This window comes from Asticcacaulis sp. AC402 (genome assembly GCF_000495835.1).
In the GTDB taxonomy this organism is placed as follows: Bacteria; Pseudomonadota; Alphaproteobacteria; order Caulobacterales; family Caulobacteraceae; genus Asticcacaulis.
On the sequence record NZ_AWGC01000024.1, the window covers coordinates 1 to 23,449 of the forward strand.

At 60.9% G+C, this 23,449-nt stretch carries 19 protein-coding genes and 1 tRNA gene; 12 read left to right on the forward strand and 8 right to left on the reverse strand.

Going from position 1 to position 23,449, the window contains the following annotated elements; translation table 11 throughout:
- Both ABAC402_RS39340 and ABAC402_RS0120500 read left to right on the forward strand, forming a co-directional pair.
- On the forward strand, positions 1-1,305 hold a 1,305-nt coding region (locus ABAC402_RS39340; RefSeq protein ID WP_023450325.1), incomplete at its 5' end, for an AraC family transcriptional regulator.
- A 216-nt stretch (positions 1,306-1,521) separates the two neighbouring features.
- On the forward strand, positions 1,522-2,022 hold the full coding sequence (locus ABAC402_RS0120500) for an MGMT family protein (RefSeq protein WP_082179989.1): 501 nt from the start codon (positions 1,522-1,524) through the stop codon (positions 2,020-2,022).
- Positions 2,023-2,128: 106 nt separating this feature from the next.
- On the opposite strand, the gene ABAC402_RS34055 is transcribed toward ABAC402_RS0120500, so the two are convergent.
- Positions 2,129-2,962, reverse strand: coding sequence for a response regulator (locus ABAC402_RS34055; RefSeq protein WP_023450327.1), 834 nt, complete (start codon positions 2,960-2,962; stop codon positions 2,129-2,131).
- A gap of 183 nt (positions 2,963-3,145) precedes the next feature.
- Positions 3,146-3,931, reverse strand: a complete 786-nt coding sequence (locus ABAC402_RS34060; protein ID WP_031235778.1) for a response regulator — start codon at positions 3,929-3,931, stop codon at positions 3,146-3,148.
- Positions 3,932-4,140: 209 nt separating this feature from the next.
- Between ABAC402_RS34060 and yaaA the strand changes: the two genes are divergently transcribed.
- Positions 4,141-4,938 carry a peroxide stress protein YaaA gene (yaaA, locus tag ABAC402_RS34065; RefSeq protein WP_023450329.1) on the forward strand — a complete coding sequence of 266 codons (798 nt, stop codon included), beginning with the start codon at positions 4,141-4,143 and terminating at the stop codon, positions 4,936-4,938.
- A gap of 168 nt (positions 4,939-5,106) precedes the next feature.
- Here yaaA and ABAC402_RS34070 read toward each other — a convergent pair whose 3' ends face one another.
- Together ABAC402_RS34070 and ABAC402_RS34075 are read right to left on the reverse strand one after the other, a co-directional pair.
- Positions 5,107-6,021: an L-threonylcarbamoyladenylate synthase gene (locus ABAC402_RS34070; RefSeq protein WP_023450330.1), complete on the reverse strand. Its 915-nt coding sequence runs from the start codon at positions 6,019-6,021 to the stop codon at positions 5,107-5,109.
- Entirely contained in the window at positions 6,018-7,271 is a 1,254-nt protein-coding gene (locus tag ABAC402_RS34075; protein WP_023450331.1) for a YceI family protein, read from the reverse strand. Before ABAC402_RS34075 ends, ABAC402_RS34070 begins: the two co-directional genes overlap by 4 nt.
- Positions 7,272-7,581: 310 nt before the next feature.
- Here ABAC402_RS34075 and ABAC402_RS34080 point away from each other — a divergent pair, with 310 nt between their 5' ends.
- Both ABAC402_RS34080 and ABAC402_RS34085 read left to right on the forward strand, forming a co-directional pair.
- On the forward strand, positions 7,582-9,336 hold the full coding sequence (locus ABAC402_RS34080) for an acyl-CoA dehydrogenase (RefSeq protein WP_023450332.1): 1,755 nt from the start codon (positions 7,582-7,584) through the stop codon (positions 9,334-9,336).
- A 9-nt stretch (positions 9,337-9,345) separates the two neighbouring features.
- On the forward strand, positions 9,346-9,759 hold the full coding sequence (locus tag ABAC402_RS34085; RefSeq protein ID WP_023450333.1) for a hypothetical protein: 414 nt from the start codon (positions 9,346-9,348) through the stop codon (positions 9,757-9,759).
- A 586-nt stretch (positions 9,760-10,345) separates the two neighbouring features.
- Here ABAC402_RS34085 and ABAC402_RS34095 read toward each other — a convergent pair.
- Both ABAC402_RS34095 and ABAC402_RS34100 read right to left on the reverse strand, forming a co-directional pair.
- Positions 10,346-10,675 (reverse strand): hypothetical protein, encoded by a 330-nt coding sequence (locus ABAC402_RS34095; RefSeq protein ID WP_031235781.1) that lies wholly within the window; start codon positions 10,673-10,675, stop codon positions 10,346-10,348.
- Between the two features lie 4 nt (positions 10,676-10,679).
- Positions 10,680-11,564 carry a serine protease gene (locus tag ABAC402_RS34100; protein ID WP_023450336.1) on the reverse strand — a complete coding sequence of 295 codons (885 nt, stop codon included), beginning with the start codon at positions 11,562-11,564 and terminating at the stop codon, positions 10,680-10,682.
- 125 nt (positions 11,565-11,689) lie between these two features.
- On the opposite strand from ABAC402_RS34100, the gene ABAC402_RS34105 reads away from it, so the two are divergent.
- The 3 genes from ABAC402_RS34105 to ABAC402_RS34115 all read left to right on the forward strand — a co-directional run bounded on the left by ABAC402_RS34105 (position 11,690) and on the right by ABAC402_RS34115 (position 17,094).
- On the forward strand, positions 11,690-13,984 hold the full coding sequence (locus ABAC402_RS34105) for a S9 family peptidase (RefSeq protein ID WP_031235782.1): 2,295 nt from the start codon (positions 11,690-11,692) through the stop codon (positions 13,982-13,984).
- Between the two features lie 561 nt (positions 13,985-14,545).
- Positions 14,546-15,076: a GNAT family N-acetyltransferase gene (locus ABAC402_RS34110; protein ID WP_023450338.1), complete on the forward strand. Its 531-nt coding sequence runs from the start codon at positions 14,546-14,548 to the stop codon at positions 15,074-15,076.
- 326 nt (positions 15,077-15,402) lie between these two features.
- A complete protein-coding gene (locus tag ABAC402_RS34115) occupies positions 15,403-17,094 on the forward strand; it encodes a methyl-accepting chemotaxis protein (RefSeq protein ID WP_023450339.1) in 1,692 nt (563 codons plus the stop codon).
- Positions 17,095-17,362: 268 nt separating this feature from the next.
- On the opposite strand, the gene ABAC402_RS34120 is transcribed toward ABAC402_RS34115, so the two are convergent.
- Together ABAC402_RS34120 and ABAC402_RS34125 are read right to left on the reverse strand one after the other, a co-directional pair.
- Positions 17,363-18,721 carry a globin-coupled sensor protein gene (locus tag ABAC402_RS34120; RefSeq protein WP_023450340.1) on the reverse strand — a complete coding sequence of 453 codons (1,359 nt, stop codon included), beginning with the start codon at positions 18,719-18,721 and terminating at the stop codon, positions 17,363-17,365.
- Positions 18,722-19,022: 301 nt separating this feature from the next.
- A tRNA-Gln gene (locus tag ABAC402_RS34125) sits at positions 19,023-19,096 on the reverse strand.
- A gap of 119 nt (positions 19,097-19,215) precedes the next feature.
- Between ABAC402_RS34125 and ABAC402_RS34130 the strand changes: the two genes are divergently transcribed.
- The 4 genes from ABAC402_RS34130 (at position 19,216) to sppA (ending at position 23,210) form a co-directional block, all read left to right on the forward strand.
- Positions 19,216-19,905 carry an alpha/beta fold hydrolase gene (locus ABAC402_RS34130; protein ID WP_023450341.1) on the forward strand — a complete coding sequence of 230 codons (690 nt, stop codon included), beginning with the start codon at positions 19,216-19,218 and terminating at the stop codon, positions 19,903-19,905.
- A gap of 1 nt (position 19,906) precedes the next feature.
- Positions 19,907-20,362 (forward strand): MEKHLA domain-containing protein, encoded by a 456-nt coding sequence (locus ABAC402_RS34135; RefSeq protein WP_023450342.1) that lies wholly within the window; start codon positions 19,907-19,909, stop codon positions 20,360-20,362.
- Between the two features lie 30 nt (positions 20,363-20,392).
- On the forward strand, positions 20,393-21,289 hold the full coding sequence (locus ABAC402_RS34140) for a rhodanese-related sulfurtransferase (RefSeq protein ID WP_023450343.1): 897 nt from the start codon (positions 20,393-20,395) through the stop codon (positions 21,287-21,289).
- Between the two features lie 145 nt (positions 21,290-21,434).
- Entirely contained in the window at positions 21,435-23,210 is a 1,776-nt protein-coding gene (sppA, locus tag ABAC402_RS34145) for a signal peptide peptidase SppA (protein WP_023450344.1), read from the forward strand.
- Positions 23,211-23,449: the final 239 nt, after the last annotated feature.

The following is a 23,449-nucleotide window of genomic DNA, read 5'->3' on the forward strand; positions in this document are numbered from 1 at the left end:
GTGGACCAGGAAGGCGCCAAGGTGGTACTTGCGCATATAACGCCTCTCATCAACTACGCCTTGCCCGCGTTGGGGATCGGTGTCGGCCTGACCGTGCTGGCGCAGTTGGCGCTACGCTACGGAAGCGCTTCCGGCCAGGACAGACGGCTTAACCTGGCCATGGCCGTCTTCGTGGCCGTGGTCATGATCGATCTGTATTTGGGGGCCGCCGACATCAATGCCCCGACGACCGAGGTCGCCTGGCGCCTCGGTCTCGGCCTGGCGCTCATGCCGGCCCTGCCGCTAAGTCTTTGGGTTTATGTCCACAGCCTCACCGAGATGACCCTTGCGCCAGATGGCAAGAGCCCGGACCTTAGGCTGGGCCGCCACATGGTGGCACCGCTGATCGCAATCGTCTGCGTTCTGCCCCTGTTTACCCTCTCAGCCGGGACCAAGGCCGCTCTGGTCGCCGGCGTCTTCGTCGCGGACGAACTGGCCCTCGAAATCGTTGCACTCGTCGGCACCCTGATCAGTTGGGGGATATGGATCGTCATGCTCGTCGTCTACGGGATCGCCATTGTCCGACGCCTGAACGCCCATGGCCGCCGCATCCGCGATCTGTACTCCAATCTCGAGACCGTCGACCTGCGCTGGCTTAACGTCATGATCGCCATCATCTGCGCCATTATCCTGGTGACGCTGGCCGACCAGATCTCCTCCCTGGTCTTGCAGCGCTCTCTGGCCACGCCGGCGACCGGGGTTCTGTTCGGGACCGCTATTCTTCTGGTCTTCGGTATTTTCGGCCTGCATCAGGACGCTTCGATGCCGCATTGGCGCGGCCCGAAGAGAGATGCGTCCGACACGGATGAGCCACCCGGAACAGATGGTGTGCAGGCTCTTGCCACCGCTCCATCCTATTCGCGCTCCGGCCTGGCTCAAGATGACTGTCAACGCATTGTGTCGCGACTCGACGCCCGCATGAAGCAGGACCAGTTGTGGCGCGACCCGTTCCTTAGCCTGTCGGTCCTGGCACACAAGGCCGGCGTCAAGCCCAATGCCGTTAGCCAGGCGCTTAACACCCATCTCGGTCGCAACTTTTTCGACTATGTCAACGGCTGGCGCATTGCCGAAGCCTGTGAACGCCTGCGCAACAGCGACGACAGTGTGATTGGGGTCAGCGAAGGCGTTGGGTTCAATTCAAAATCGACTTTCAACGCAGCCTTTCGACGCGTCACGGGTCAGACGCCGACGCAGTATCGTTTAGCGTCCCCGCCTGCGACACGCGGTGCCATCGATCAGACGCATGGCACCATGAAAAATCCTTAACATTCAAATCCCGCGCAAAGTCTGAATCCATTGCCTGAACGCAGTTTCAGCTGCGCAAGCCAATGTCACACCTCAGGTTTGGGCTGTTTTGAGGACAGCTTACTCACCATCAATACAGCCGTCAGTTCGTAGACCTGTTGCACAAAGCGCGAACAAACCGGCCTTATTGCTACGACCGCTCGGCTGAATTATCTACAGGTCTGCCGGAGTAAGCTCATGACCAAACGAAAATCAGCACTCGACCATCTCGATCCCTCGCGTTCGCCGCATATCGTACATGTCATCCCGCCCGGTGCTCCGGGGTACCGCGAGGCAAAGGGCGGATCGATGGTCATCTCAACCCCAGCCGAGGTTGACGCGCTCATACGACGGGTAGATTCTGGCCAGGTCGTAACCCTGGATGACATCCGTCAGGCACTTGCCCGTCGCCATTCAACAGCGGTTGCGTGCCCGGTCTCGACGGCCATCTTTATCAACATGGCAGCCCGTGCCGCTGAGGCGCGGCGCGCGCGGGGAGAAGACCCGGAGACGCTGACACCATGGTGGCGGGTGCTGAAGACGGGCGGGCTTCTCAACCCCAAGCTGCCTGGTGGAATCGAACGCCAGCAAGTGCTTTTGGCCGCCGAAGGCGTGCGTGCGTCTCCGCTTAGACGACACCTGGCTGTCTACGACTACGAAGCGCGCCGTCCTGCCGAGCCGCTTGAAAATCTGCCATGAAACAGGCTGCTGTCAAGATGAGGTGGGCGGTGACTCAGCTTGATTGGTTTCGCGCTGGAGCCCAAAATAGAACTGGCTCCCTTGCACAAACACTTGACGATCCAGCCTACCGCGCGAATATCGCGTCAATCGCATCCTGCGCCGCCGTCGTGACCTCTTCCGGCGCATCCTTGGCGCGGATCACGCTCGCTACACCCAACAGCATGTCGCGCATGGTGTAGGGCTTGGGCAACAAGGCGTCGGCGCCGGCGGCCTTGGCTGCGGCCAGAACATGGACAGCCGTGATCTTGTCATCCACACCTTCGGAGGCCGCAACCACCCGGACGTGATCCCAGTCGCGCTTGATCTGGGACGTGCCCTCGATGCCGCCGATGCCGGGGATCAGGACCGCCGTCAGCACGACATCGATCAGGCCAAGATTGTGATCGAAGAAGGCGTCTTCCATATTGGCTGCCCACGACACCTTGTAGCCGACCTGTTTCAGCACCCGGCAGACATCGCTGCGCAGTTCCGGATCATCCTCGATGACCAGGACGTGGTGGTCCTTCATCCGCTTGCGGTGATAGGCATTGGTGTCGGCCAGAAGGGTTTTCAGCTTGTCGTGGTTGAACGGCTTGGGCAGCACGAAATCGGCCCCGGCCATGCGCGCCGCGTCCGACGCCGACCGCATCAGCTGCCCCTTTTGGACATGATCGGACATCAGGGCCAGGGGCGCATCATACGCCTGCGAACGCAAGGTTTCCAGGGTGCCGGCATTGGTAATGCCGTCGGTATAGGCGTCGAAGAGCAGCAGATGGAAACGATTGGCCTTGAGCTGGCGCATGGCCATGCGCTGGTCGAAGCTGAGGACAGATGTCCACTTCTGCGTTCCCAGCATGGTTGAAACACGCTGCGCTTGCTCCCGGTTCTGGTCCAGGATGAGCACGCTGCCTAGATTCATACGCGTCTCCCTCGGCTGTCACGGGAACTCCGCTCACGGCCAGACCTGTCAACAACCCTTTTCGGGTTTTTGTCTCCAAACAAGTGTCGAATAAAACCCTTAAGAACCTGAAAACAACTGTAAATTACTGTTTTTACTGATGTTTATGAACAGCATGCGCTTCGTAAAGACGTGTAACCGTTTTCAGGCGGCAAGGCTGCGTTCGGTCAGGACAGCCTCGACAAGGAAGCACAGGTCGGATGCCGTAAACGGCTTGGGCAGGAGAGCATGTGCCCCCATATGCCGTGCGGCCGACAGGACCTGGGCATTGCCGACCTTTTGGTCGACCCCGGCTGACATGGCGATGATCGCCACTTCGGGCCAGGTTGCCTTGATAATGGAAATACCTTCGATACCGCCCATGCCAGGCATGAAGATATCGGTGATGACCACATCGATGTGAGCGATATCGATGCGCTCGAACGCCTCTTCCATTGAGCGTGCCTCGCTGATGCGGTAGCCCTTTTCAGCCAGGGCCGAGGTGGTCAGCTTGCGCACGACGCGGCAATCGTCGACAACGAGGATATGTTTTGGCGGCGTTGGCGACCGGCGCATTTGATAGGCTTCGTCCAGGATGACGCGAAGATCCACCGGCGTAAACGGCTTGGGCAGGACGAAGTCGGCCTGAGCGCGGCGGGCGGCATTGAGCGTGGCGTTCAGAGCCTGCCCCCCGGCTCCGCCGGCAGTCATGATGGCGACCGGAATATCGTGCGCCATTTCGCGGATTTCGGGCAGGTGAAGCAGCGTATTGCCGCCTTCGACATAGACGTCGAGCAGAAGCAGATCGACATTGGTGGTACGCAGGAGTTGATAAACCGTCTTGTGGTCGAAAGCCATCATGGCCGACCAGCCCTGGGCAGTCAGCATCTTGGAGATCAGTTGGGCCTGCACGCGGCTGTCTTCGAGCACTAGAACCGTACCTAATGACATGCGTCATCCTCCGGTGGCTTCGTTCGCAAAGCATAACCCTAGCACCCCCGGGTTAGGCCAAGGTAAACGTCGACAGCGAAAATGGCCGCAGTTCTGTCGAAAAACTCAGACCAATTAAAGGCTTAAGTCTCCGCAAAGGGCACGATTGCTTTGCCGGACAAGGCTTCCTATCATGAAAGCGACCGAATCCTGCCCGTACAAGGCCCGACATGCTGATCCTGATATCCCCCGCGAAATCGCTCGACACCACACCGCACGATCGGGCACCCGTGGCGACCCTGCCGCGGTTTCCGGAACAAACGAAAAAGCTTCTGAAAAGCCTGAAGCGCTTGAAGCCCAAGGCCATCGGCGAGCTGATGGACATATCCAAAGCGTTGAGCGAATTGAATTATCAGCGCTTTCAAGGGTTTGAAGACCAGGATGCGATGAGCGCCGTGTTCATGTTCGATGGCGATGTCTATGTCGGCCTGGAAGCGCGTACCCTGGATGCCGCCGCTGTCGCGTGGGCGCAGGATCACCTGCGTATTCTGTCGGGGCTGTATGGCGTGCTAAAACCGCTGGACCTGATCCAGCCTTACCGGCTGGAAATGGGATCACAGCTCAAAACCGGCCGTGCGAATTCGTTGTACGCCTTCTGGGACGATACGATTGCCAAGTCCCTGACTGTGGAATTGAAAGCTCAGGGGGCCGATACCGTGGTCAACCTGGCCAGCACGGAATATTCCCGGGCGGCCCTGACCAAGGCGTTGAAAGCCAGGCTGATCAGTCCGCGCTTCCTGGAGATAAAGGGTAATGAGGCCAGGATCGTCTCCGTCTTCGCCAAGAAGGCGCGCGGCCTGATGGCGCGCTACATGATCGACCAGCGTATCGACCGGATGGATGGACTCAAGGATTTCAAGGTGGCGGGCTATGAATACCGCAGCGATTTGTCCAGGGATGGCGACTGGGTATTCACCCGCCCGCAACCGGATCTGGTCAGTGCGCCCCGCAAGATGGAAGTCGCCTGAACCGGCCTTGCCTGTCCGTTTGGGAAATATGCGGAGACCACGGGAAACGCGGGTGGCCATCTCGCTCTATAGCGAGATGGCTTTTGGTAGAATCGCCATCTCGCTCTAAGTTTTTGTTTTGTCGCGCAATTTGTCCGAAAAGTGCGTCACACTTTATCGGATTGCGCTCTAGCCAATAAACCCGGCGGCGCGGCGGATGCGGTCGTTGATCGCTTCGCCGATGCCGTTTTCAGGGATTGGGGCAATGGCGATGCAGGGCGGTTTCAGCCGGTCCGCCTCACGCAGCGCCCGGAACAGGTTCGCCGCAGCCTCCGCCGGGTCGCGCGTCGCGCTCAGTTGGATAACCGGGCCGGCATAGGCCGTCGGTCCGAATGCCAGGTAGGCAGCCCCCTCAGTCGGCACCTCGACATCGATCCGCACCGGCGCATCCGGGGCGTAGTGCAGGCTGAGCCGCCCGGGCGAACGGTGACCTTCAGCCTCGTCCGCCGCCAAATGACCAATGACAGCCTCAATCTGAGCCCGCGTGACGGCGCCGGCGCGCAGGTAACGCGCCGCGCCCAGCAGGCTGACCACAGTCGATTCCACCCCTACCGGACAGGCGCCACCGTCCAGCGAGACTGTTACCGCGGTACCGGTCTCCTCAAAAGCGTCGGCCTGGGTGGTCGGGCTGGGCCGGCCGGAGCGATTGGCCGACGGCGCCACAACCCCGCCACCGAAGCCGCGCAGGACCTCCAGCGCCAGAGTATGAGCCGGTAACCGAAGGGCGACACTGTCAAGCCCTGCCCGCGCCAGGTCGCAGGCGGCGGCCGTGTCGCGCACCGGCACCACCAGAGTCAGTGGCCCCGGCCAGAATGCCCGGGCCAGGGCGCGGGCGCGATCGTCCATGACACCGATGATGTCGGCGGCCTCAACTGAACCGATATGGACGATCAGCGGATTGAACCGCGGCCGGCCCTTGGCTTCGAAGACCTTGACCACGGCCGCCGGGTCGTCGGCACGCGCCGCCAATCCATAGACAGTTTCGGTCGGCAGATGGATCAGGTCTCCGTTACGCAGTGCCGCCACGGCCGCCTTTACGCTCACGCGGCCCGGGCCTTGAGCCTGATGGTCACCGGCACCTTGGCCGGTACCAGGTCGGTCGACGCATATTCACCGGCGCCGACACCATAGGCGGTGCGGTCGATATCGACCGTGGCATTCATTTCGGCGACACCGTTCTTGACCGTCAGGACAAAGGGCAGGTTCAGCGGTTTGGAGACGCCCCGCAGTTTCAGCGTGCCGTGAGCGATAAAGTGGGTCGCGTCCGTGCGGGTAAATGATTTCGCGTCGAAATCGGCCTTGGGCGAGACCGATACGTTGAAGAAGTCCGCGCCCTTGATGGTGCTGTCGTAATCACTGTTGCCCGAGGACACCGAAGCGAGGTCGATGGACACCTTGACTCTTGATCTGGCCAACTGCTCCGGATCGAAGTCGATACGGGCGGTGTAGGCACTAAAGCTCCCGGTGATGGCATCGCCCTGGAGGCTGGTCGCAAACTGGATCCGGCTGGCGGCCTTGTCGACGGTCCAGGACGTGACCTTTTCCGCAGAAACGCTGGAGGCGGCGGCCGATGTCTCCGCCGAAGCGGCAACGATTTCGGCCGCAGGCGCCTCGGCCGGCGTCGTGACAGGGGGATTGCCGGTCGCCAACGGCTGGCCGCGCAAGACGGTATAGCCCAACACCACGGCCGCCAGGATCACACCCAAAGGCACGATCCAGCGCCAGTTCAGGATTGGCCGTGGCGTCAGGCCGGGCACCATGTGCTGAAACACTTCGTCCTTGTCGACGAACTGGTGCTTCAGCGCTGCCAGCACATGCAGCGGCACCATACCGTAGATGATCAGCTTGGCCATCAGATGGTGGACCTCTTCCAGGACATCGTGCAGGGCTTCGGTCTGCGGTACCGGCAGGTGCGGCAAGTCGAACAGGCCGAAGAAGGGAATCGGCCGGACATTGGTCGAGACCAGCAGCCAGCCGGACAGCGGCATGGCGATCATCACAACATAGAAGCCGATATGCAGCGACCTGGCGGCCAGGGCCTGCCATTTCGGCATTGGCGGTTCCGGCGGTGCCTTGTAGGCCAGGCGCAAGCCGAGGCGAACAAAACTGAGCAGCAGAATCAGGATGCCGACTGACTTGTGCAGGTCGTACCTCGCCCGGCGCAGCGTGTCGTCACCGTCCAGGTTCCAGCCAAGGAAGATCACGAACAGGATCAGGAAAGCCAAGATCCAATGCAGCCAGCGGCTGTAGACATTGTAGGAAGCGGTGGTCAGCGGGGAGTCAGGCAAGGACATGGGTCCAGATCTCCGGCATTTCAGGGAAGCGCGCTGTATAGCACAGGTGCCAGGCCCGTCACTCGGAAACATCGGCATATTCATCCAAATTAAGGTTTGCTAAGTTGACGTTCGCGTAAATATTTCTTGCCAGACATCAAACAGAAGGTTAGGAATTCTTCGTCTCCCCAGCCTCGCCGGCAAACAAGTGGGGAGACGGGAGCCGACGGGCCGGATGAGGGGTCGTTTCCGCGCGCTCCAACTGTGTTGGATATAGCCCTCACCCCAAACCTCTCACCTTCACAAGGGAGAGGGAGTTAGAGGAACGCACATGACCTATCGCCCCAGCGTCAAGGATATCACCTTCTGCCTGGACCATATCGTAGACCAGTCGCGTCTCTACGGCACGGCCGCTTTTCCAGACTTCGACGGCGATCTGCGCGATGCTGTGCTGGAGGCCGCCGCGCAACTGGCCGGTGAGGTTCTTGCCCCCCTGAACCGGATCGGCGACCTGCACGGCACCAAATTGAACGATGGCCGCGTCACAGTGGCGCCAGGCTTTCTCGACGCCATCAAGGCCTACGCCGAGGGCGGCTGGTACGGTGTTGCCGCCGATCCGGCCTACGGCGGCCAGGGCATGCCCAAGACGCTGGAACAGGCCTGTTTCGACATGTTCCATGGCGCCAACATGGCCTTTACCCTGTTGCCGACCCTTAGCCAGGGTGGAATCGAAGCCATCCACGCCCACGGCAGCCAGGCTCAGAAGGACCTGTACCTGCCACGTTTCACGTCCGGCCAATGGGTCGGGACGATGAACCTGACCGAGCCCCAGGCGGGATCGGACCTGGCGGCGCTGACCACCAAGGCTGAACCCAATGGCGACGGCACCTATGCCATCACCGGCCAAAAAATCTACATCACCTGGGGCGAACACGACGGAGCGGAAAACATCGTCCACCTGGTGCTGGCGCGCCTCCCCGACGCGCCCAAGGGCACCCGCGGAATTTCGCTGTTCCTGTGTCCGAAATTCCTGGTCGACAAGGACGGCCGCATTGGGGCGCGCAACAGCGTCCAGTGTGTGGGCCTGGAACATAAGCTGGGCATTCACGCCTCGCCAACCTGCGTCATGGCCTTCGAAAGCGCGCAAGGTGAACTGATCGGGCCGCCGCACGGCGGGCTGGCGGCCATGTTCACCATGATGAACGCGGCGCGCCTGGCGGTTGGTTTCGAAGGCGTCGGTGTCGCCGACGCTGCGTGGCAAAAGGCGGTCACCTTTGCCAGGGACCGCAGGCAGGGCCGGTCCCTTGTTACCGGTCAGGACAATGCCGTCATCTATGACCATCCCGATGTCCGGTTGATGCTGGCGAAGATGAAGGCCAAAACGGAGGCCGCGCGGGCCATCTGTTTCCTGACCGCGGCGGCCATCGACCAGGGTAAAATCGCCGAGGATGAAGACGAACGCCAGCGGGCCCGGCGACGCGAGGACTTCCTGGTGCCGATTGCCAAGGCGTGGTCGACCGATACCGCTGTCGAGGTCGCCTCGCTGGGGGTCCAGGTGCACGGCGGCATGGGCTTCATCGAGGAAACCGGCGCGGCGCAATACTATCGCGACGCCCGCATCTCGCCAATCTATGAGGGCACCAACGGCATTCAGGCGGCTGACCTGGTCGGCCGCAAACTCGGCAGCGACGGAACAGCGGCCCTCGAACTGGCGGCGGACATAGTATATTTCCTGAAAAATGGAACTGATGGTTTCGATGCCGAAGCCAGGGTTTTGCAGGACGCAGTCGACGCCTTTGCCGCGGCGACGGAACACCTTCTGGCGCAGAAGACGGCGGCTCCGCTCGACGTCGCCACGGCGGCGACGACCTACCTGGCCCTGAGCGGCGACGTCATCGGCGGCTGGCTGCTGCTAAAGGGCGCCGTCGCGGCCAGGACTGCCACGGGTGACGCCCTTTGGCTGGCCGATCGAGTCAAGCTTATGCAGGTCTATTTCGCCCATGTCCTGCCTCATGCACCGGCGCATCTGGCGGCGATCAAGGCTGGATTTGCGCCGCTGGAGGGCTTACATCTCGCCCTCGACTAGGAGGGCGGCATGAAGTTCCGGTTCAAGAAAACCCTGATCGCTGTGGTCGCCATCGCGGCCTGTGGCTTCGTGTTTGTCACGCTGAACAACCCGCGGCGTGACACCATTATGCCGGTACGGACAGTCAAGCTGACGGTCGCGCCCCAGGCCGAGGCCGAGTTTGCCGAAAAGGTGCGCTCGTTCGCCGTCGCCGAGAAGCTGGGCGTCGCCACTTCACAGGGTTCGCCGGAGAACCTGGTTATCTTGCTGCGCGACGAAGACCGAGAGGTCAATATTACGCGTTACGGCGTCGGGGCACCGGTGTCGGCGGCCTTCTACAAGGGCAAGAGCCTGTTCCCCGCCAGCCAGTCCCAGCTCAATGGCGACGCAGAGGCGTTCATTGCTGCCGTAACGCTGATACCGGGCGTGGTGGCGGTGAAGTAGCACCGATGAAATCCGTTCGGCGATGGTTCATTCAAACCGCGACGAAACTGCGGGACGGCTTGTTGCGTCATCGGCAGCGCCGCGGCAGTCGTATAGTAAAGATACACTCTCAACAGTCCGCTTCCACAAGCTTGATTGACATCAACTCCATACAAGATCCAACTTTGCGGCATGTGTTCATTTTTGCCATCACGCCAAATTGGGAAGACTTCTGGTTTTTGCACTCCGTCGAAAATGAACTGGAACGGTGCGAGATGACCGAAGAAAATCAGGCTATACTCGCAAAATGGGCGTTCGAGACGATTGATCGCGCGAAGACTGAGTCTGCTGTCGACGACCTGCTAACGATAATTCTGTCGATATGTGATAATGGGGTAGAACGGGAATTCATTGCGCAATCGACTTTGGACAGGTTCAAACGCTTGTCGGAGATTTGCTTGCCCACCGCCGTCTTAATAATCGGATCCTCAAACCGACCGGACAGAATAGAATGTGTCGAGCCTTACCTACGCCTGGATCGCCGAGATATGGATAAAGTGAGGGCAGAGCTTGCGACGGTGTGGGGAACGACTCCGATTTAGTCTTCTCAGGCTTGCTCCGGCAGGACTTCCAGGACCGTGCCGATGCCGACGACGCGGGCGCCTTCCTGGACCCGCCATTTGCGACCAGGGTAGATTTGGCCGTCCAGGCCCTCCCAGTAGAAGAAACTGATCGGCACTTCGACGCTGTGCGCCGGCCATAAGTCCTGCCCGGCAGGCAAGTCGATAAACCCGACGGTCATATTGCCATTTTCCGGCTCGAAGAAATTGTGGTTGGGGCGATAACTATTGCCACCCTTGATCGGCAGTTCCCGGCCGCTCACCGAGGTCGGCAGGAGGTCGATGCGCGCCACTACCCGTATGTAGCGCGTCGACATGTTGTCAGTTCACCGTTCCCGACGGCTTGGCGGCCTGGCCGGCCGGGGCTGTCTTGCGGTCGGTCATGTCCTGGGTGTCGGTGGTCGGACCGCCCGGAGTCTTGACCGGCGCCGGCAAACCGGGCGTGAGCCGCGGCTGCGCCATAGCGCCCGTGGCCTGGGCCCTGAGCATGATCTCGATGGTCTGATGGACGAACACTGCGTCCGCAACGACACCCAGTTCCAGGCGCTGGTTGTCGTCTTCGACCTGTTTGATCAGCACCCCGGCGACGAAGGTCTTGCCCTTGGGGCCGCCTGAGGTCATGAACACCGGTCCGCCGGAATTGCCCGGGACCGCCGTCAGGTCGATCAGGAAGGTTGGATAGGCCGAGGACGGCGACAGCGGATAGGACGCGACCTTGCCGGCACGCAGGATCGGGAACCCCGCCACATTGGCCGACAGGCCGTGCGGGTAGCCGAGCGTCATCATCTCTTCGCCGGCCTTGACCTTTTCGGTGACAAACGTCGTGTCATCGCCCAGCATGGACTGGGGAATGGCCTGGTCCTTGAAGCTTTCCGGCGCCTGGACGGGAATGACTGCGATGTCCTGGGTCGGGTGCTGGTACCAGGCCGGGCCGGTGGCGGTGCGAATCTTGATGGTTGACGGCTCGTAGACCCAGGCCCCCTGGGCGTTCTGGTAGCGCCAGCCAACGCGGACGTCGGGCGCCGGCATCTTTTCAAAGACATGGGCGGCGGTGACCAGCACCACCTGCGGCGTCCCCTTGGCCAGGGAATCAGATTGCGGCACGGCTACCAGGAACCCGGTGCCGACCATGCGTTTGGCTTCATTGATCGGCTGATCTATCTGCACAGTGGCTTCGATCAGGTCTACCGTAAGGTCCACAAACATCGAAGCGCGCTCTCCCCCGAAGAAATTCGGTTACAGACCCAATAAGCTGTTTGACGGTTTAAAGGGATTGGGTCAATCCTTGCCGCTCTTAATCACTAACCTTAATGTGTCAGGTGAATGGCCCGATGAAAAGCCACTTGAATCGTAGAAACGTCATTTTCACCACCGTAGCGACCAGTTTTGTCGCCGGGTTTGGCTTTGCCGCCACACCTGACCCCACTTCCGAGAAAGCCGGCGCCCCTGTGACTCCCCAAAACAAGACACCTCAGTTCAGGAATGGACTGCCCGCCGCACCCAGCCCTGCCAAAAAGCCTTTTGTCATCGAACAGTTAGGCGTCAAGCGCACCGACGACTATCACTGGATGAAAGACGACAACTGGCAGGCCGTGCTGCGCGACCCGTCGCTGATCCGTGCTGACGTCAAGGCGGCCCTGATCGAGGAGAACGCCTACAGCGCCGCCATGCTGGCTTCGACGAAGGATCTGCAGACGACCATTTTCGAGGAAATGAAGGGCCGAATCAAGGAGGACGACGCCTCGGTGCCGTCGCCGGATGGGCCATGGGAATACTATTCGCGCTACGAGAAAGGCGGTCAGCACCCGATCCTGGCGCGTCGCCCGCGCTCAACCACGCCCTTCCGCGATGGCGTGCCATCGATCGAGGCAACCCGGGCGGTGGAACAGATCCTGCTGGACGAAGACGAGCGCGCCCGCGAAAGCAAGGCGGGAGGCCACGACTATTACGAGACCTCCGGCGCCGAACATAGTCCCGACCATACCCTGTATGCCTGGGGCGAGGACACCCAGGGATCCGAATATTACACCATCCATGTCCGTGACCTGAAAACCGGCGAAATCCTGCCCGGGTCGATCACCTCGAGCGAGGGCAACTTCGTCTTTTCCCCGGATTCGCAGTATATCTTCTGGATCTGGCGCGACGAGAATTCCCGCCCGGCCAAGGTCTTTCGCCGGCCGGCGCGCGGCGGCGAAGATGTCCTGATCTACGAAGAAAAGGACGACGGCTTCTTTCTCAGCATCGGCACAGCCAGTTCGGAAGCCTTTATCGTTATCGGCGCCGGCGACCATGAGACCAGCGAATCCTGGCTGATCCCTGCGGCCAATCCGACCGCCATGCCGGTGGTCGTCGAGCCCCGCACCGCCGGTCTGAAATACGACCTCGACCACTGGGATGACCGCTTTGTAATTTATACCAATGCCGACGAGGCCATCGACTTCAAGATCATGAGCTCAACGGCCGCCGTGCCGGCGCGATCGACCTGGCAGGAATTCGTGCCGCATCGCCCCGGCATCTATGTCACCGGCGTCGAGGTCACCAAGCGCCACATGATCCGCACCGAGCGCGAAAATGCCAATACGCGCATCGTCATAACCCGCAAGGCCGACATGGCCGAGCATGAGATTTCCGTGGCAGAGCAGGCCTATTCGCTGGGCGGCGGCAGCGGCTACGAATACGATACCGACCTTATCCGTTATGGCTACACGTCACCGACCACGCCCAGCCAGACCTTCGGCTACAATATGGAAACGCGCGAGAAGGTACTGCTGAAGACCCAGACCATTCCGTCGGGCCATAACCCGGCCGACTATGAGGCGCGCCGGCTCTATGCCACCGCGCCGGACGGCGAGAAAGTGCCGGTGACGGTGCTGATGAAGGCCGGTACCAGGCTGGACGGATCGTCGCCCCTGCTGCTGTATGGCTATGGTTCCTACGGCATTCCGATGGATCCCACCTTCTCGATCCGTTCGCTCAGCCTGGTCAATCGCGGCTGGATCTACGCTATCGCCCATATCCGCGGCGGCACCGAAAAGGGCTATGGCTGGTTCCTCGACGGCCGCAAGTTCAAGAAGAAGAACACCTTCACCGACTTTATCGCCGCCTGCGAAAGCCTGTGCGACGCCGGTTACGGCACGCGCGGCAAGGTGGTCGCCTATGGCGGCTCGGCCGGCGGCATGCTGATGGGCGCCGTCGCCAATATGCGGCCGGATCTATGGTCGGGCATTATCGGCGCTGTGCCGTTCGTCGATGTGTTGAACACCATGAGCGATACATCCTTGCCGCTGACGCCACCGGAATGGCCGGAATGGGGCAACCCGATCGAGGACAAACAGGCCTATGACTATATCGTGTCCTATTCGCCCTACGACAATATTGACGCCAAGCCCTATCCACCGGTGTTGGCGACGGGCGGTTTGAGCGATCCGCGCGTGACCTATTGGGAGCCGATGAAGTGGATCGCCAAGTTGCGCGAAAAGTCGACCTCGGGCGCGCCGATGCTGCTGAAGATCAATATGGAAGCCGGCCACGGCGGCGCGTCAGGGCGATTCGACTTCCTGAAGGAGATCGCCTTCGACTATGCCTTCGCCATCTGGGCCCACGACAAGGGGTGGCTGAAGGCATAGTTCTGTAAGGATTTTCAACGACCTCACACGGACTTAATGGCTTCCCCGAACCCTCCGCGCAGCGGCAATATCTTTAAGGGTATCCACAGATTACACAGATTACACAGATTAAGCGCCGAACCTGATCTGTGTCATCTGTGCACTCTGTGGACCGCCTCGCCTTCAGTTGCCGCTACGCGGCGGGTCAAGTTAACCTCGAAGTCCGTGTGGTCCGTGTAGACACCAAGCTTGGCTGGAAGTAAAACCTATCAACGAAAAGATTGACACATCGACAGTAGGTAGACCCCTCCGCCTCGACGCGCTTCGCCCTTTGGGCTCGCTTGCTCGGCACCTCCCCATTTGAAATGGGGAGGAGAAGAAACCATTGAACATCTTCTTTTTCTCCTCCCCATCCCTTCGATGGGGAGCGGGGTGGCCCGTGCCATGGCGAGCAAGCGGAGATCGAAGATCGTAGCGCTGCCTGCCGGCGAGGCTCGAGACGGAGGGGGCCCCTTGCGGAAAGAATGTCAAAGTCAAAGTGGCTTGGTATAAGTGCGCCGGTGCTGCCGGTGTGAGGTGAAAATGATACGCGACGCGAGCGAGGCCGATTTCGGCGTTATTACCGAGATCTACGCCCATAATGTCCGACACGGCACCGGGACGTTCGCGCTGGAGCCGCCGTCGCAGGACGAGATGATGGCCTCGTTCCGGACCATCAGTGGCATGGATTTGCCCTATCTGGTCGCCGAAGAGAGTGGTCGCGTCGTGGGCTATGCCTACGCGTCGCCGTTTCGGACGCGTCCGGGCTATCGCTACAGTATCGAGGACAGCCTGTATCTGGCGCCCGAAGCGTGCGGGCGCGGGCTCGGCAAATTGTTGCTGAACCAGCTGATCGAGGGGTGCCGGGCGCGCGGGTTGTACAGCATGATCGCCGTCATCGGGGACAGCGAGAATGGTCCGTCGATCGGCGTGCACCGGGCGTGCGGATTTACGGTGACCGGGTCCCTGCCCCGCGCCGGCTTCAAGTTCGGCCGGTGGCTTGATGTGGTCTTCATGACGCGCGATCTGCTGCCACCGGTAGATATGCCGGAAGGTGAAGGCTGGGCGGCATAGGTCGCCGGAGCAGAAGCCCGGCCAGGCGCGATGTCCTTAGTGAGCCTCATTGAGCGCGCCCAAAGTTCCAGATCCTGCGACCGTCTGTTGAGCCATTCTATTTGCGCCGTCGCACTCCCTGAATCTTGATCCCGGCATATGCGCAGACCTTGCCATCGCAGCCAGGCGCCAGGCGACGTCGTTGATAAATCACGACGACCGTTGATAGGTATTTATACGTAGGGATAAGCCATCTTACGCACCCAACGAAACCTTTCATTAACCCCGATATAGCAATCTGAAGGCGAACCGAACCACCGGTTTGATAGTTCAGGTAGACGCGTCCTATGGCCATGTTTTCCTTCAACACAATCTCGTCCAAGGCCGGTTTCGCCGCCATCCTCAGCTTCGTGCTGTGTATCGGGATAGCTGGCCTGGGCTTCTACTCGGTCAACAAACTGGGTACCGCCCTCACCGAGTCGACGCGCATTTCCAAGATGATGCAGAACCAGATGGAAGCCGACATGGCGCATGACGCCATCCGCGGCGAGGTCGTCGCCGCGATGTACGCCATCGCTATCAATCGGCCGCAGGACCTGGCCCCCGCCCAGGAAGGCGCGCACGAAAACACCAAAATCTTCCGCGACCGGGTTGCCGCCAATGTCGCTTTGATCAAGGATCCGACCCTCGACGAGACCGCTGACACTCTGACCGGCCCCGTCAGCGCCTATGCGGCCATGGCCGAAGAGGTCATTGCCCTGGCGGCCAACGACTATCCCGCCGCGCAAACGCGCCTGGCCGATTTCAACACCGCCTATTATGAGCTGGTCGGTACGATGGAAACCGTCTCGGAAGCCATAGACGCCTATTACGCCCGTGAACGCGCTCACGCCGAGCGGGAAGTCAGCGGCGCAACCCAGCTGATGGGGGGCGCTATCGTTATGGCTCTGTTATTGTGCGGTTTCACCGTCGCGGGGGTTCGGTTCGTCATCAGCCGTCCGCTCAAGGCCATGGTCGCCGCTCTGGGCGAACTGGCGCGCGGCCAGGCCGATCTCAGCCACCTCAATCTCAAGGCCAAGGGTGAACTGGGCGAGATGGCACGGTCCATCAAGACCTTCAGCGATTTGCAGGCTGCCCACGCCCAGGCCGAGCGAGATTCCGTTGACGCCGGGTCGCGCCTGGCCGTGGAAAAGGCCAAGTCCATGGACGCCCTCTGCCAGGCCTTCAGCACCAATTTCGAAACCGCCATCCGCGACCTCACCGAGGCCAGTGGCACGCTGAACCGCGATTCGCAGCATCTCAGCAACTGCGCCGCCCAGACCGACCAGCAGACCCAGGCCTGTTCCGAAGCGACTCAGGTTGTGTCCGGAAATGTCGATCAGGTCACCGCAGCCGCTGACATCCTGAATACGGCGATCTCTGACATTACCGGCCGGATGCAGGCCTCGACTGACATGGCCCGACGCGCTTATGACTCTGGCAAAAACGCCGAGGCCATTATTACCGAACTGACCCAGTCGGCTGACCAGATCTCAGAGGTTATCGCCCTCATCAACGACCTGGCCGTCCAGACCAATGTGCTGGCGCTGAACGCCACGATCGAGGCCGCGAGGGCGGGCGAATCCGGCCGAGGTTTTGCCGTTGTGGCGTCCGAGGTCAAGGCGCTGGCGGCCCAGACCTCGCACTCGACCGACACCATCTCCAAGCGTGTCGAGGATATCCGCCGTGTTTCCGACCGTTCGGCCGAAACCCTGCGCGACATCATCCAGGCCGTCCAGCACCTGCACGATATCGCCCAGACGGTTTCCGGCCGGGTCGACGAGCAGTCACGCACGACCTCTGAGATGTCGCATGTCGTCCGTCGTGCCGCGAACGAAGCCCAGACGGCGGCCGAAGCGTCCCAGCGTCTGGCCGGTTTGACCGAGCAATCCCACGCCGCGGGCCGTAACATTGAGACGGCGTCGCAGCAGATCGAAACCGTGGCGCAAAGCCTCAAGCTGTGCGGCGACCGCTTCATCCAGGCGCTGAAATCGGCTTAGGTGGGTTCGCGACCTGCCTGATGCGGTTGCAGCTTTTCGGCGCTCTGTGTAAGCTTGCAACCGTTTTGGCCTATCGTGCGCTTCAACTGGCGACAGTGGTTTAGGCAAGGATGCGCCGCCCCTTAGAGCGCAATCTGATAAGGTCGACGCCACCGCACGGGCGCTCCCGTTTTCGGATAAACTGCGCGACAAAACAAAAACCTGGAGCGGGGTTTTGATTTCATCAAAACCCCGCTCAAGACTTGGCAGTCGGGGCCGCGCCTTGGCTTTATCGCGCCGAGCGGGCACTTTCGATCAGGCGCGCCACTTCGCCACCCAGCGTTTCGGCCTGGGATTGCAGCACGCCCGAGGCTTCCAGAACGAAGTGCGAAGCTTTGGAGGTTTCTTCCGCGGCATCGGAGACGCCATTGATATTGCGTGTCACCTCACCCGCCCCGGCAGCGACTTGCTGGATGTTCTGCGAGATTTCCTGCGTCGCGCCACTCTGTTGCTGAACGGAGGCAGCAATGGCAGCGCATACCTGACTGAGCGACTCAATAATGGCGCTGATGTCCTTTATGGCGGCCACCGAGCCGTGGGTTGATTTCTGAATTTCAACAATCTGGCCGCTGATCGTCTGGGTCGCGCGGCTGGTCTCGTTGGCCAGGGACTTGACCTCGGTCGCCACGACGGCGAACCCCTTGCCTTGCTCGCCCGCCCGCGCCGCCTCAATGGTGGCATTGAGCGCCAGAAGATTGGTCTGTGAGGCGATATTGTTGATAATATTGATCACCTCACCGACATTCTGCGCGGCGCCAGACAGTTCAAGCATCTGAGCCGAGGTGCGTTCGGCATTTTGCGTGGCGGTACCGGCGATCCGCATCGCATCATGGACCTGGCGCGAGATTTCCGAGATCGAAGCGACCAACTCCTCCGCCGCCGCAGCAACCGTCTGGGCATTGACGGACGCCTCTTCCGAAGCGCTGGCAACCGCTATCGATTGGCTGGTCACTTGGGTCGATATGGCCGACAATCCGACGGCCGTGCTGTTCAGCCCCTTCGCGCTGCCGGACACTTCCCCCAGAATCTTGTTTACCGAGCCCTCAAAACCAACGATCTGTCCGATGATCTCGTTACGCTGACGTTTGCCGGCTTCGAGATAGACATCGATGGCGTAATCCATGTCCATCAGAGTCGCGCGCGTTACAGCCTGCTGGAGCGCGAGCGTCTCGTCCTGCGTTTGTCTGGCGAAAATGCCCTTTGGCTTGCGGCGGGCAATGCTGGCCAGCAGGGAATTGAGGAGGAAGTTATAACCGCCGATATACCAGCGCGGCTCCAGGCCGATGCGGTTGTGCACTTCGCCAATGACCGTGACAGACCGCACATAGTCATCACCGAAATCGCCTTGCAGCAACATGCCCCAATGTTCGATCTGTTTTTGCTTGGCGTGGTCCATGTGCCGGCGGTCACGAAAGAAGCGCCTGGCCTCGGCAAACTGTTCGACATGGTCGTAGAAGCCATCCAGAGCCTCGGGCAACAGCCCCAGGATATAGGCGCGGTTGTCGCGGAGCAATCGGCCCATCTCGGCCGTGATGGCGTGAAAGCCAAGTCTTTCGGACGCGGATGCGTTTTCGACGTGCTGTACCATGCTACTATCCAGAGAATCTGCCATGGGCGATGCTGACCCAAGGTTGATATCATGCCCCGTATAGTAAATTTTCCATAAACTTCTGACTCAGCGGCTCCAAAAATCTATCGCTCAGATAGATTGTTGCACCGTGAACGTGCATTTTTTGCCAGATTGCCTGAGCCTGGAGCTGTAGGGTCGTGAAACGCGAACGTGCCACCGTCGAAATCCCGGAGCACGCACATCCTGTGGAAAGGTTTTCGCAGGTCCCGCGTTCATTCGCAAATCCGGGATGACGAACTTCTGCCTTGGGGAGAAGTTTTGGCTGGGGAACTAGGACTCGAACCTAGAATGACGGTACCAAAAACCGCAGTGTTACCATTACACCATTCCCCAGCAGAAAGCTGGTACGGGCTGCCGCCCGACGGAGGCGGTCAGATAACGCAACCTTTTGCGACATGCAATCCCTGTCGCACATTTTTTCCCCAAAGTTTTTATCGCCGTTATAAGGCTTTATGTCTGTTCCGCTGGTCATCCTGCTCCCCGGTACCGACGGCACCGGCGTCTTCTTCGACGCCCTGGTGGCCGCCGTGTCACCCCATGCCGAGGTGCGCGTGCTCGCCTACCCGCAATCGGGCCCACAGACCTATGACCACCTTGGCAATCTGTTGTTGCCGCACATGCCCACGGATCACGACTATATACTGGTCGGGGAGTCGTTTGGCGGGCCGCTGGCGATCTGGCTGGCCGCGCATGCGCCGCGAAGGCCCGTAAAGCTGGTGCTGGGCGCCACTTTCGCCGCCTCGCCATTCGGCCGCCTGGGACGCTGGGTCCTTCCCTTGCTCTGGATCGGTGAGCACCTTCCTCTGTGGACCTGGCAGATCGACCTGGTACTGTTCAACGGCCGCAACCGGGCGATAGCGCATCACATCCATCAAACCGTGCTGCCGATCCCGCGCCGCACCCTGATTGCGCGGGCGCGCACCGTCCTGGCCTGTGATCAACGCGCCCTGATCGACAGGTTGACGATGCCCGTGCTGTGCCTGAATGCCGCACGCGACAGGATGATCCCGCCTTGGCTGCCGCGCCATTTCGGCGGCCGGCCCCATGTGCGCGTCGTCAATCTGGATTTGCCGCACATGATCTTCCAGAGCGATGCCCAAGGGATTGTGCAGGACCCTTTGTTGCCATTCCTGAAAGACTGATATGCTGCCCTGCCAACAGCCCGAGGTGCAGACCTACAGCCGTCTTCTGGCCTGCAGCTTTCAGCGCTTCACCGGCCAGACACTCGCCACGGGTCCCGACCTGGCCCATGCCCTGTGGCGCCTCCCCCAGGCGATTGTTTCCCATGGCACCCAAAGCGATCCGATCTTCCGCTATGCCAATACCCAGGCGCTGGCTCTGTGGGAAATGGACTGGGACGACTTTACCCGCCTGCCGTCAAGATTGAGTGCCGAGACCGATCCGGAGATCCAGTCCGATCGCGACGCCCTGCTGAAGGCTGCCCTGGTCACCGGCTGGGTCGATACCTATCGCGGTATCCGCATTTCCAGCACTGGCAAGCGCTTCGAGATCCGCAATACCGTCCTGTGGAACGTCGTTGACGAGGGCGGTGTCCGTCACGGTCAGGCGGCCTTTATCCGCGACTGGCGGCATCTTTAACGCCGCAGCTTTTTGTGCTACCCCGCCGTCATGTTTGAGCCCCCCTCACCGCCCCCGTTTGTTATTGCCGCCTTCTACCATTTCTTCGACTTCCCGCAGTTCGAAGCCATGCGCCAGCCCCTGCTCGACCGCCTGGTGGGGCTGGGCATCAAGGGTTCGATCCTGATCACGCGCGAAGGCGTCAATTCAACGATTTCCGGCACGCGTGAGGCCATCGACAGCTTTATGACCTGGCTCCAGGCCGATGTCGTCGGCGGGCCGGTGCGCTGGAAAGAATCGCGGGCGCAGTTCCAGCCCTTCGGCAAGGCGCGGGTGCGGTTGAAAAAGGAGACCATTTCGTTGGGCGAGCCGGTGTCGATGCGGCGCTTCGGTCATTATGTCGCGCCCCGGGACTGGAACACGCTGATCACGGCCACTGATGTCGTCATGATCGACACCCGCAACGACTATGAGGTAAATCTGGGCACATTCCCCGGTGCGCTGGACCCGAAAATCCCCAATTTCAAGCATCTGCCGCAGTGGACGCGAGACAATCTGGATGGCTTGCGCGGCAAACGCGTGGCGACCTTTTGTACCGGCGGTATCCGCTGCGAAAAATTTACCTCGTGGCTGATCGATCATGGCGTCGAGGACGTCTATCACCTCCAGGGCGGTATCTTGCAGTATCTCGAAGACGTGCCGCGCGACCAGTCGCTGTGGCAGGGCGAGTGCTTTGTCTTCGATGAGCGAATCGCCGTCGATCACGACCTGCAACCCTCGAAAACCGCCATCCTGTGCCGGCATTGCGACCATGCCCTTACGCCGAAAGACCAGGCCGACCCGTCCTATGTCGAGGGCCTGTCGTGCCCGCACTGCCACGGCGACGCCAAATACGCCCACGACACGCCGCCCGAGGCAGGAAAATACGCCGGGCGCACGAAATTTTAGGCCTTTTGTGCCAGGTTTGCGCTTTCTGGTGCAGAGCCGTCACAAGCCCGACCAAATCGTTAACTATAACCGCCTCTGCAATTGACCTGCGGCCGTTAAGGTTTATGCTGGGGTCCGGGTTGTCGCGTGGGATGATGGGTCTTAGATGAAGCAGTTTTTGATTACCTTGTCGGCCGTTGTCGTCGGGATGATGATCGTCCTGATCGGGATACCGGTTGCCGTGATCACCATGATCGCCTCGTCGGCTCAACCGCCGACGCGCGGCGACGTCGTGATTTCGCTGGACCTGCGCCAGAAGATGTCCGACCAGGCCGCGGGCGGTCCGTTCGATTTCCTGACCGGCCGTACCCTGTCGACCATGGAGGTCGTCACCACCCTGCACCGCGCCGCCGACGACCCCAAGGTCAAGGCCGTGTTGGTGCGCCTGCCCGAAGGCGGGATGTCGCCGGCCGCCGCCGAAGAGATCCGCGAAGCCATCATCCATGTCCGCCGCGCCTCCAAGCCGGTGATCGCCCACAGCCAGGGCCTGTATCCCGGCAGCATGGTGATCTCGTCCTATATGCTGGGCTCATCGGCCAGCGAGCTGTGGATGCAGCCGCGGTCGTCGTTCCAGGTGACCGGCATCTCGACCTCGGAAATGTTCTTCAAGGATGCCTTCGACAAGTACGGCATTTCCGCCCAGTACGAACAGCGCGCCGAATTCAAGAACGCCGTCAACCCCTATCTTTACAACGATTTCACGCCTGAGCACCGCGAAGCCACCCTGTCGTGGATGGGCAGCATCTATCAATCGATGATCGCCAACATTGCCGCCGACCGGCGCATCGATGCGGCCGCCCTGAAAACCACCCTGGAGGCCGGTCCCTATGGCGCCGAAAAGGCGCTTGAGCTGGGGCTGATCTCGAACCTGGGCCAGGTCCACGACGCTGAAGAAGCCGCCAAGAAGCGTGGCACCAACGCCAAGATGGTCGATCTGAACGACTATGCCCGTACCCTGCTGCCCGAGAACAAGGGTGAGGTCATTGCCGTGATCGACGGCGAAGGCGCTATCATGACCGGCAAGGGCAGCGGCGGCTTCGGCAGCCAGAAGATGATGATGTCGGACGACGTTTCCGAAGCCTTCTACACCGCGATCAAGGACCCGAAGGTCAAGGCCATCGTCTTCCGCGTGTCGTCGCCGGGCGGTTCCGACACCGCCTCGGCCCAGATCGCCGAAGCCATGAAGGACGCCAAGGAAGCCGGCAAGCCGGTTGTGGTGTCGATGGGCGACTATGCCGCCTCGGGCGGCTATTGGATCGCGTCGGGCGCCTCTTCGATCGTTGCCAATCCGTCGACCCTGACCGGTTCGATCGGTGTCTTCGGTGGCAAGTTCGCCATCGGCGACGCGTTGAGCCGCTTCGGGGTTGACATCAAGGACATCCATGTTGGCGGCGACTACACTGAGGTCTTCAGCGAAGCCAAGGGCTTCAGCCCGGGCCAGCGCGCGGCGTTGTCGAGCTGGATGGACCAGATCTACAATAGCTTCATCACCCATGTCGCCGCCGGCCGTAATCTGCCGGAAGACAAGGTCCGCGAACTGGCCAAGGGCCGGGTGTGGACGGGCGCCCAGGCGGTGGATTTACGCCTGGTTGACAAGGCCGGCGGCTTCTTTGCCGCGGTCGACACGGCCAAGTCGCTGGCCAAGATCGACGCCTCGGCGACGGTGCGCCTGGTGCGCTACCCCAACAAGCCGTCGATGTTCGGCGGCGTGCGCAACAACGTCCAGATGAGCCTGACGGGCCTCAAGACCCTGTCCTTCCTGGGCTGGGCGATGAGCGACCCCAAGGCCGAGGCGGTCATCGACCGCGTCGCCGACGAGCGCCTGCGCGATCAGGGCGCCAATGTCATGGCGCCGGAACCCTATACGGCCTCGGCGCGGTAAGGCCGCCCCTCACCTGCCAGCAAGATAAAGCGCCCGGAGTTCCGCTCCGGGCGTTTTTCGTGGTGACCAGCGATTGCGGCGCTGGTTTTATTGGTGAATACGTACAGGCCACATAATCCTTGCCAATTCGCGCAATTAAGACCAACCCGCGAAAATCTTGACTCATCGTGGATTGGCAAGGGCGCCAAAGAACGCTTCTTGGCCGCCCGAGCTTTTGCGAGGAGCCATGGGGGGCGCCT

Bases quoted from the DNA above. Each gene is read 5' to 3' on its own strand.
- ABAC402_RS34105 (WP_031235782.1), top strand. From the start codon at position 11,690: ATGAAAAGCCACTTGAATCGTAGAAACGTCATTTTCACCACCGTAGCG.
- ABAC402_RS34060 (WP_031235778.1), bottom strand. From the start codon at position 3,931: ATGTCATTAGGTACGGTTCTAGTGCTCGAAGACAGCCGCGTGCAGGCC.
- sppA (WP_023450344.1), top strand. From the start codon at position 21,435: ATGAAGCAGTTTTTGATTACCTTGTCGGCCGTTGTCGTCGGGATGATG.
- ABAC402_RS34055 (WP_023450327.1), bottom strand. From the start codon at position 2,962: ATGAATCTAGGCAGCGTGCTCATCCTGGACCAGAACCGGGAGCAAGCG.
- ABAC402_RS34115 (WP_023450339.1), top strand. From the start codon at position 15,403: ATGGCCATGTTTTCCTTCAACACAATCTCGTCCAAGGCCGGTTTCGCC.
- ABAC402_RS34080 (WP_023450332.1), top strand. From the start codon at position 7,582: ATGACCTATCGCCCCAGCGTCAAGGATATCACCTTCTGCCTGGACCAT.
- ABAC402_RS34130 (WP_023450341.1), top strand. From the start codon at position 19,216: ATGTCTGTTCCGCTGGTCATCCTGCTCCCCGGTACCGACGGCACCGGC.
- ABAC402_RS0120500 (WP_082179989.1), top strand. From the start codon at position 1,522: ATGACCAAACGAAAATCAGCACTCGACCATCTCGATCCCTCGCGTTCG.
- ABAC402_RS34075 (WP_023450331.1), bottom strand. From the start codon at position 7,271: ATGTCCTTGCCTGACTCCCCGCTGACCACCGCTTCCTACAATGTCTAC.
- ABAC402_RS34120 (WP_023450340.1), bottom strand. From the start codon at position 18,721: ATGGTACAGCACGTCGAAAACGCATCCGCGTCCGAAAGACTTGGCTTT.
- yaaA (WP_023450329.1), top strand. From the start codon at position 4,141: ATGCTGATCCTGATATCCCCCGCGAAATCGCTCGACACCACACCGCAC.
- ABAC402_RS34110 (WP_023450338.1), top strand. From the start codon at position 14,546: ATGATACGCGACGCGAGCGAGGCCGATTTCGGCGTTATTACCGAGATC.
- ABAC402_RS34095 (WP_031235781.1), bottom strand. From the start codon at position 10,675: ATGTCGACGCGCTACATACGGGTAGTGGCGCGCATCGACCTCCTGCCG.
- ABAC402_RS34140 (WP_023450343.1), top strand. From the start codon at position 20,393: ATGTTTGAGCCCCCCTCACCGCCCCCGTTTGTTATTGCCGCCTTCTAC.
- ABAC402_RS34100 (WP_023450336.1), bottom strand. From the start codon at position 11,564: ATGTTTGTGGACCTTACGGTAGACCTGATCGAAGCCACTGTGCAGATA.
- ABAC402_RS34135 (WP_023450342.1), top strand. From the start codon at position 19,907: ATGCTGCCCTGCCAACAGCCCGAGGTGCAGACCTACAGCCGTCTTCTG.
- ABAC402_RS34085 (WP_023450333.1), top strand. From the start codon at position 9,346: ATGAAGTTCCGGTTCAAGAAAACCCTGATCGCTGTGGTCGCCATCGCG.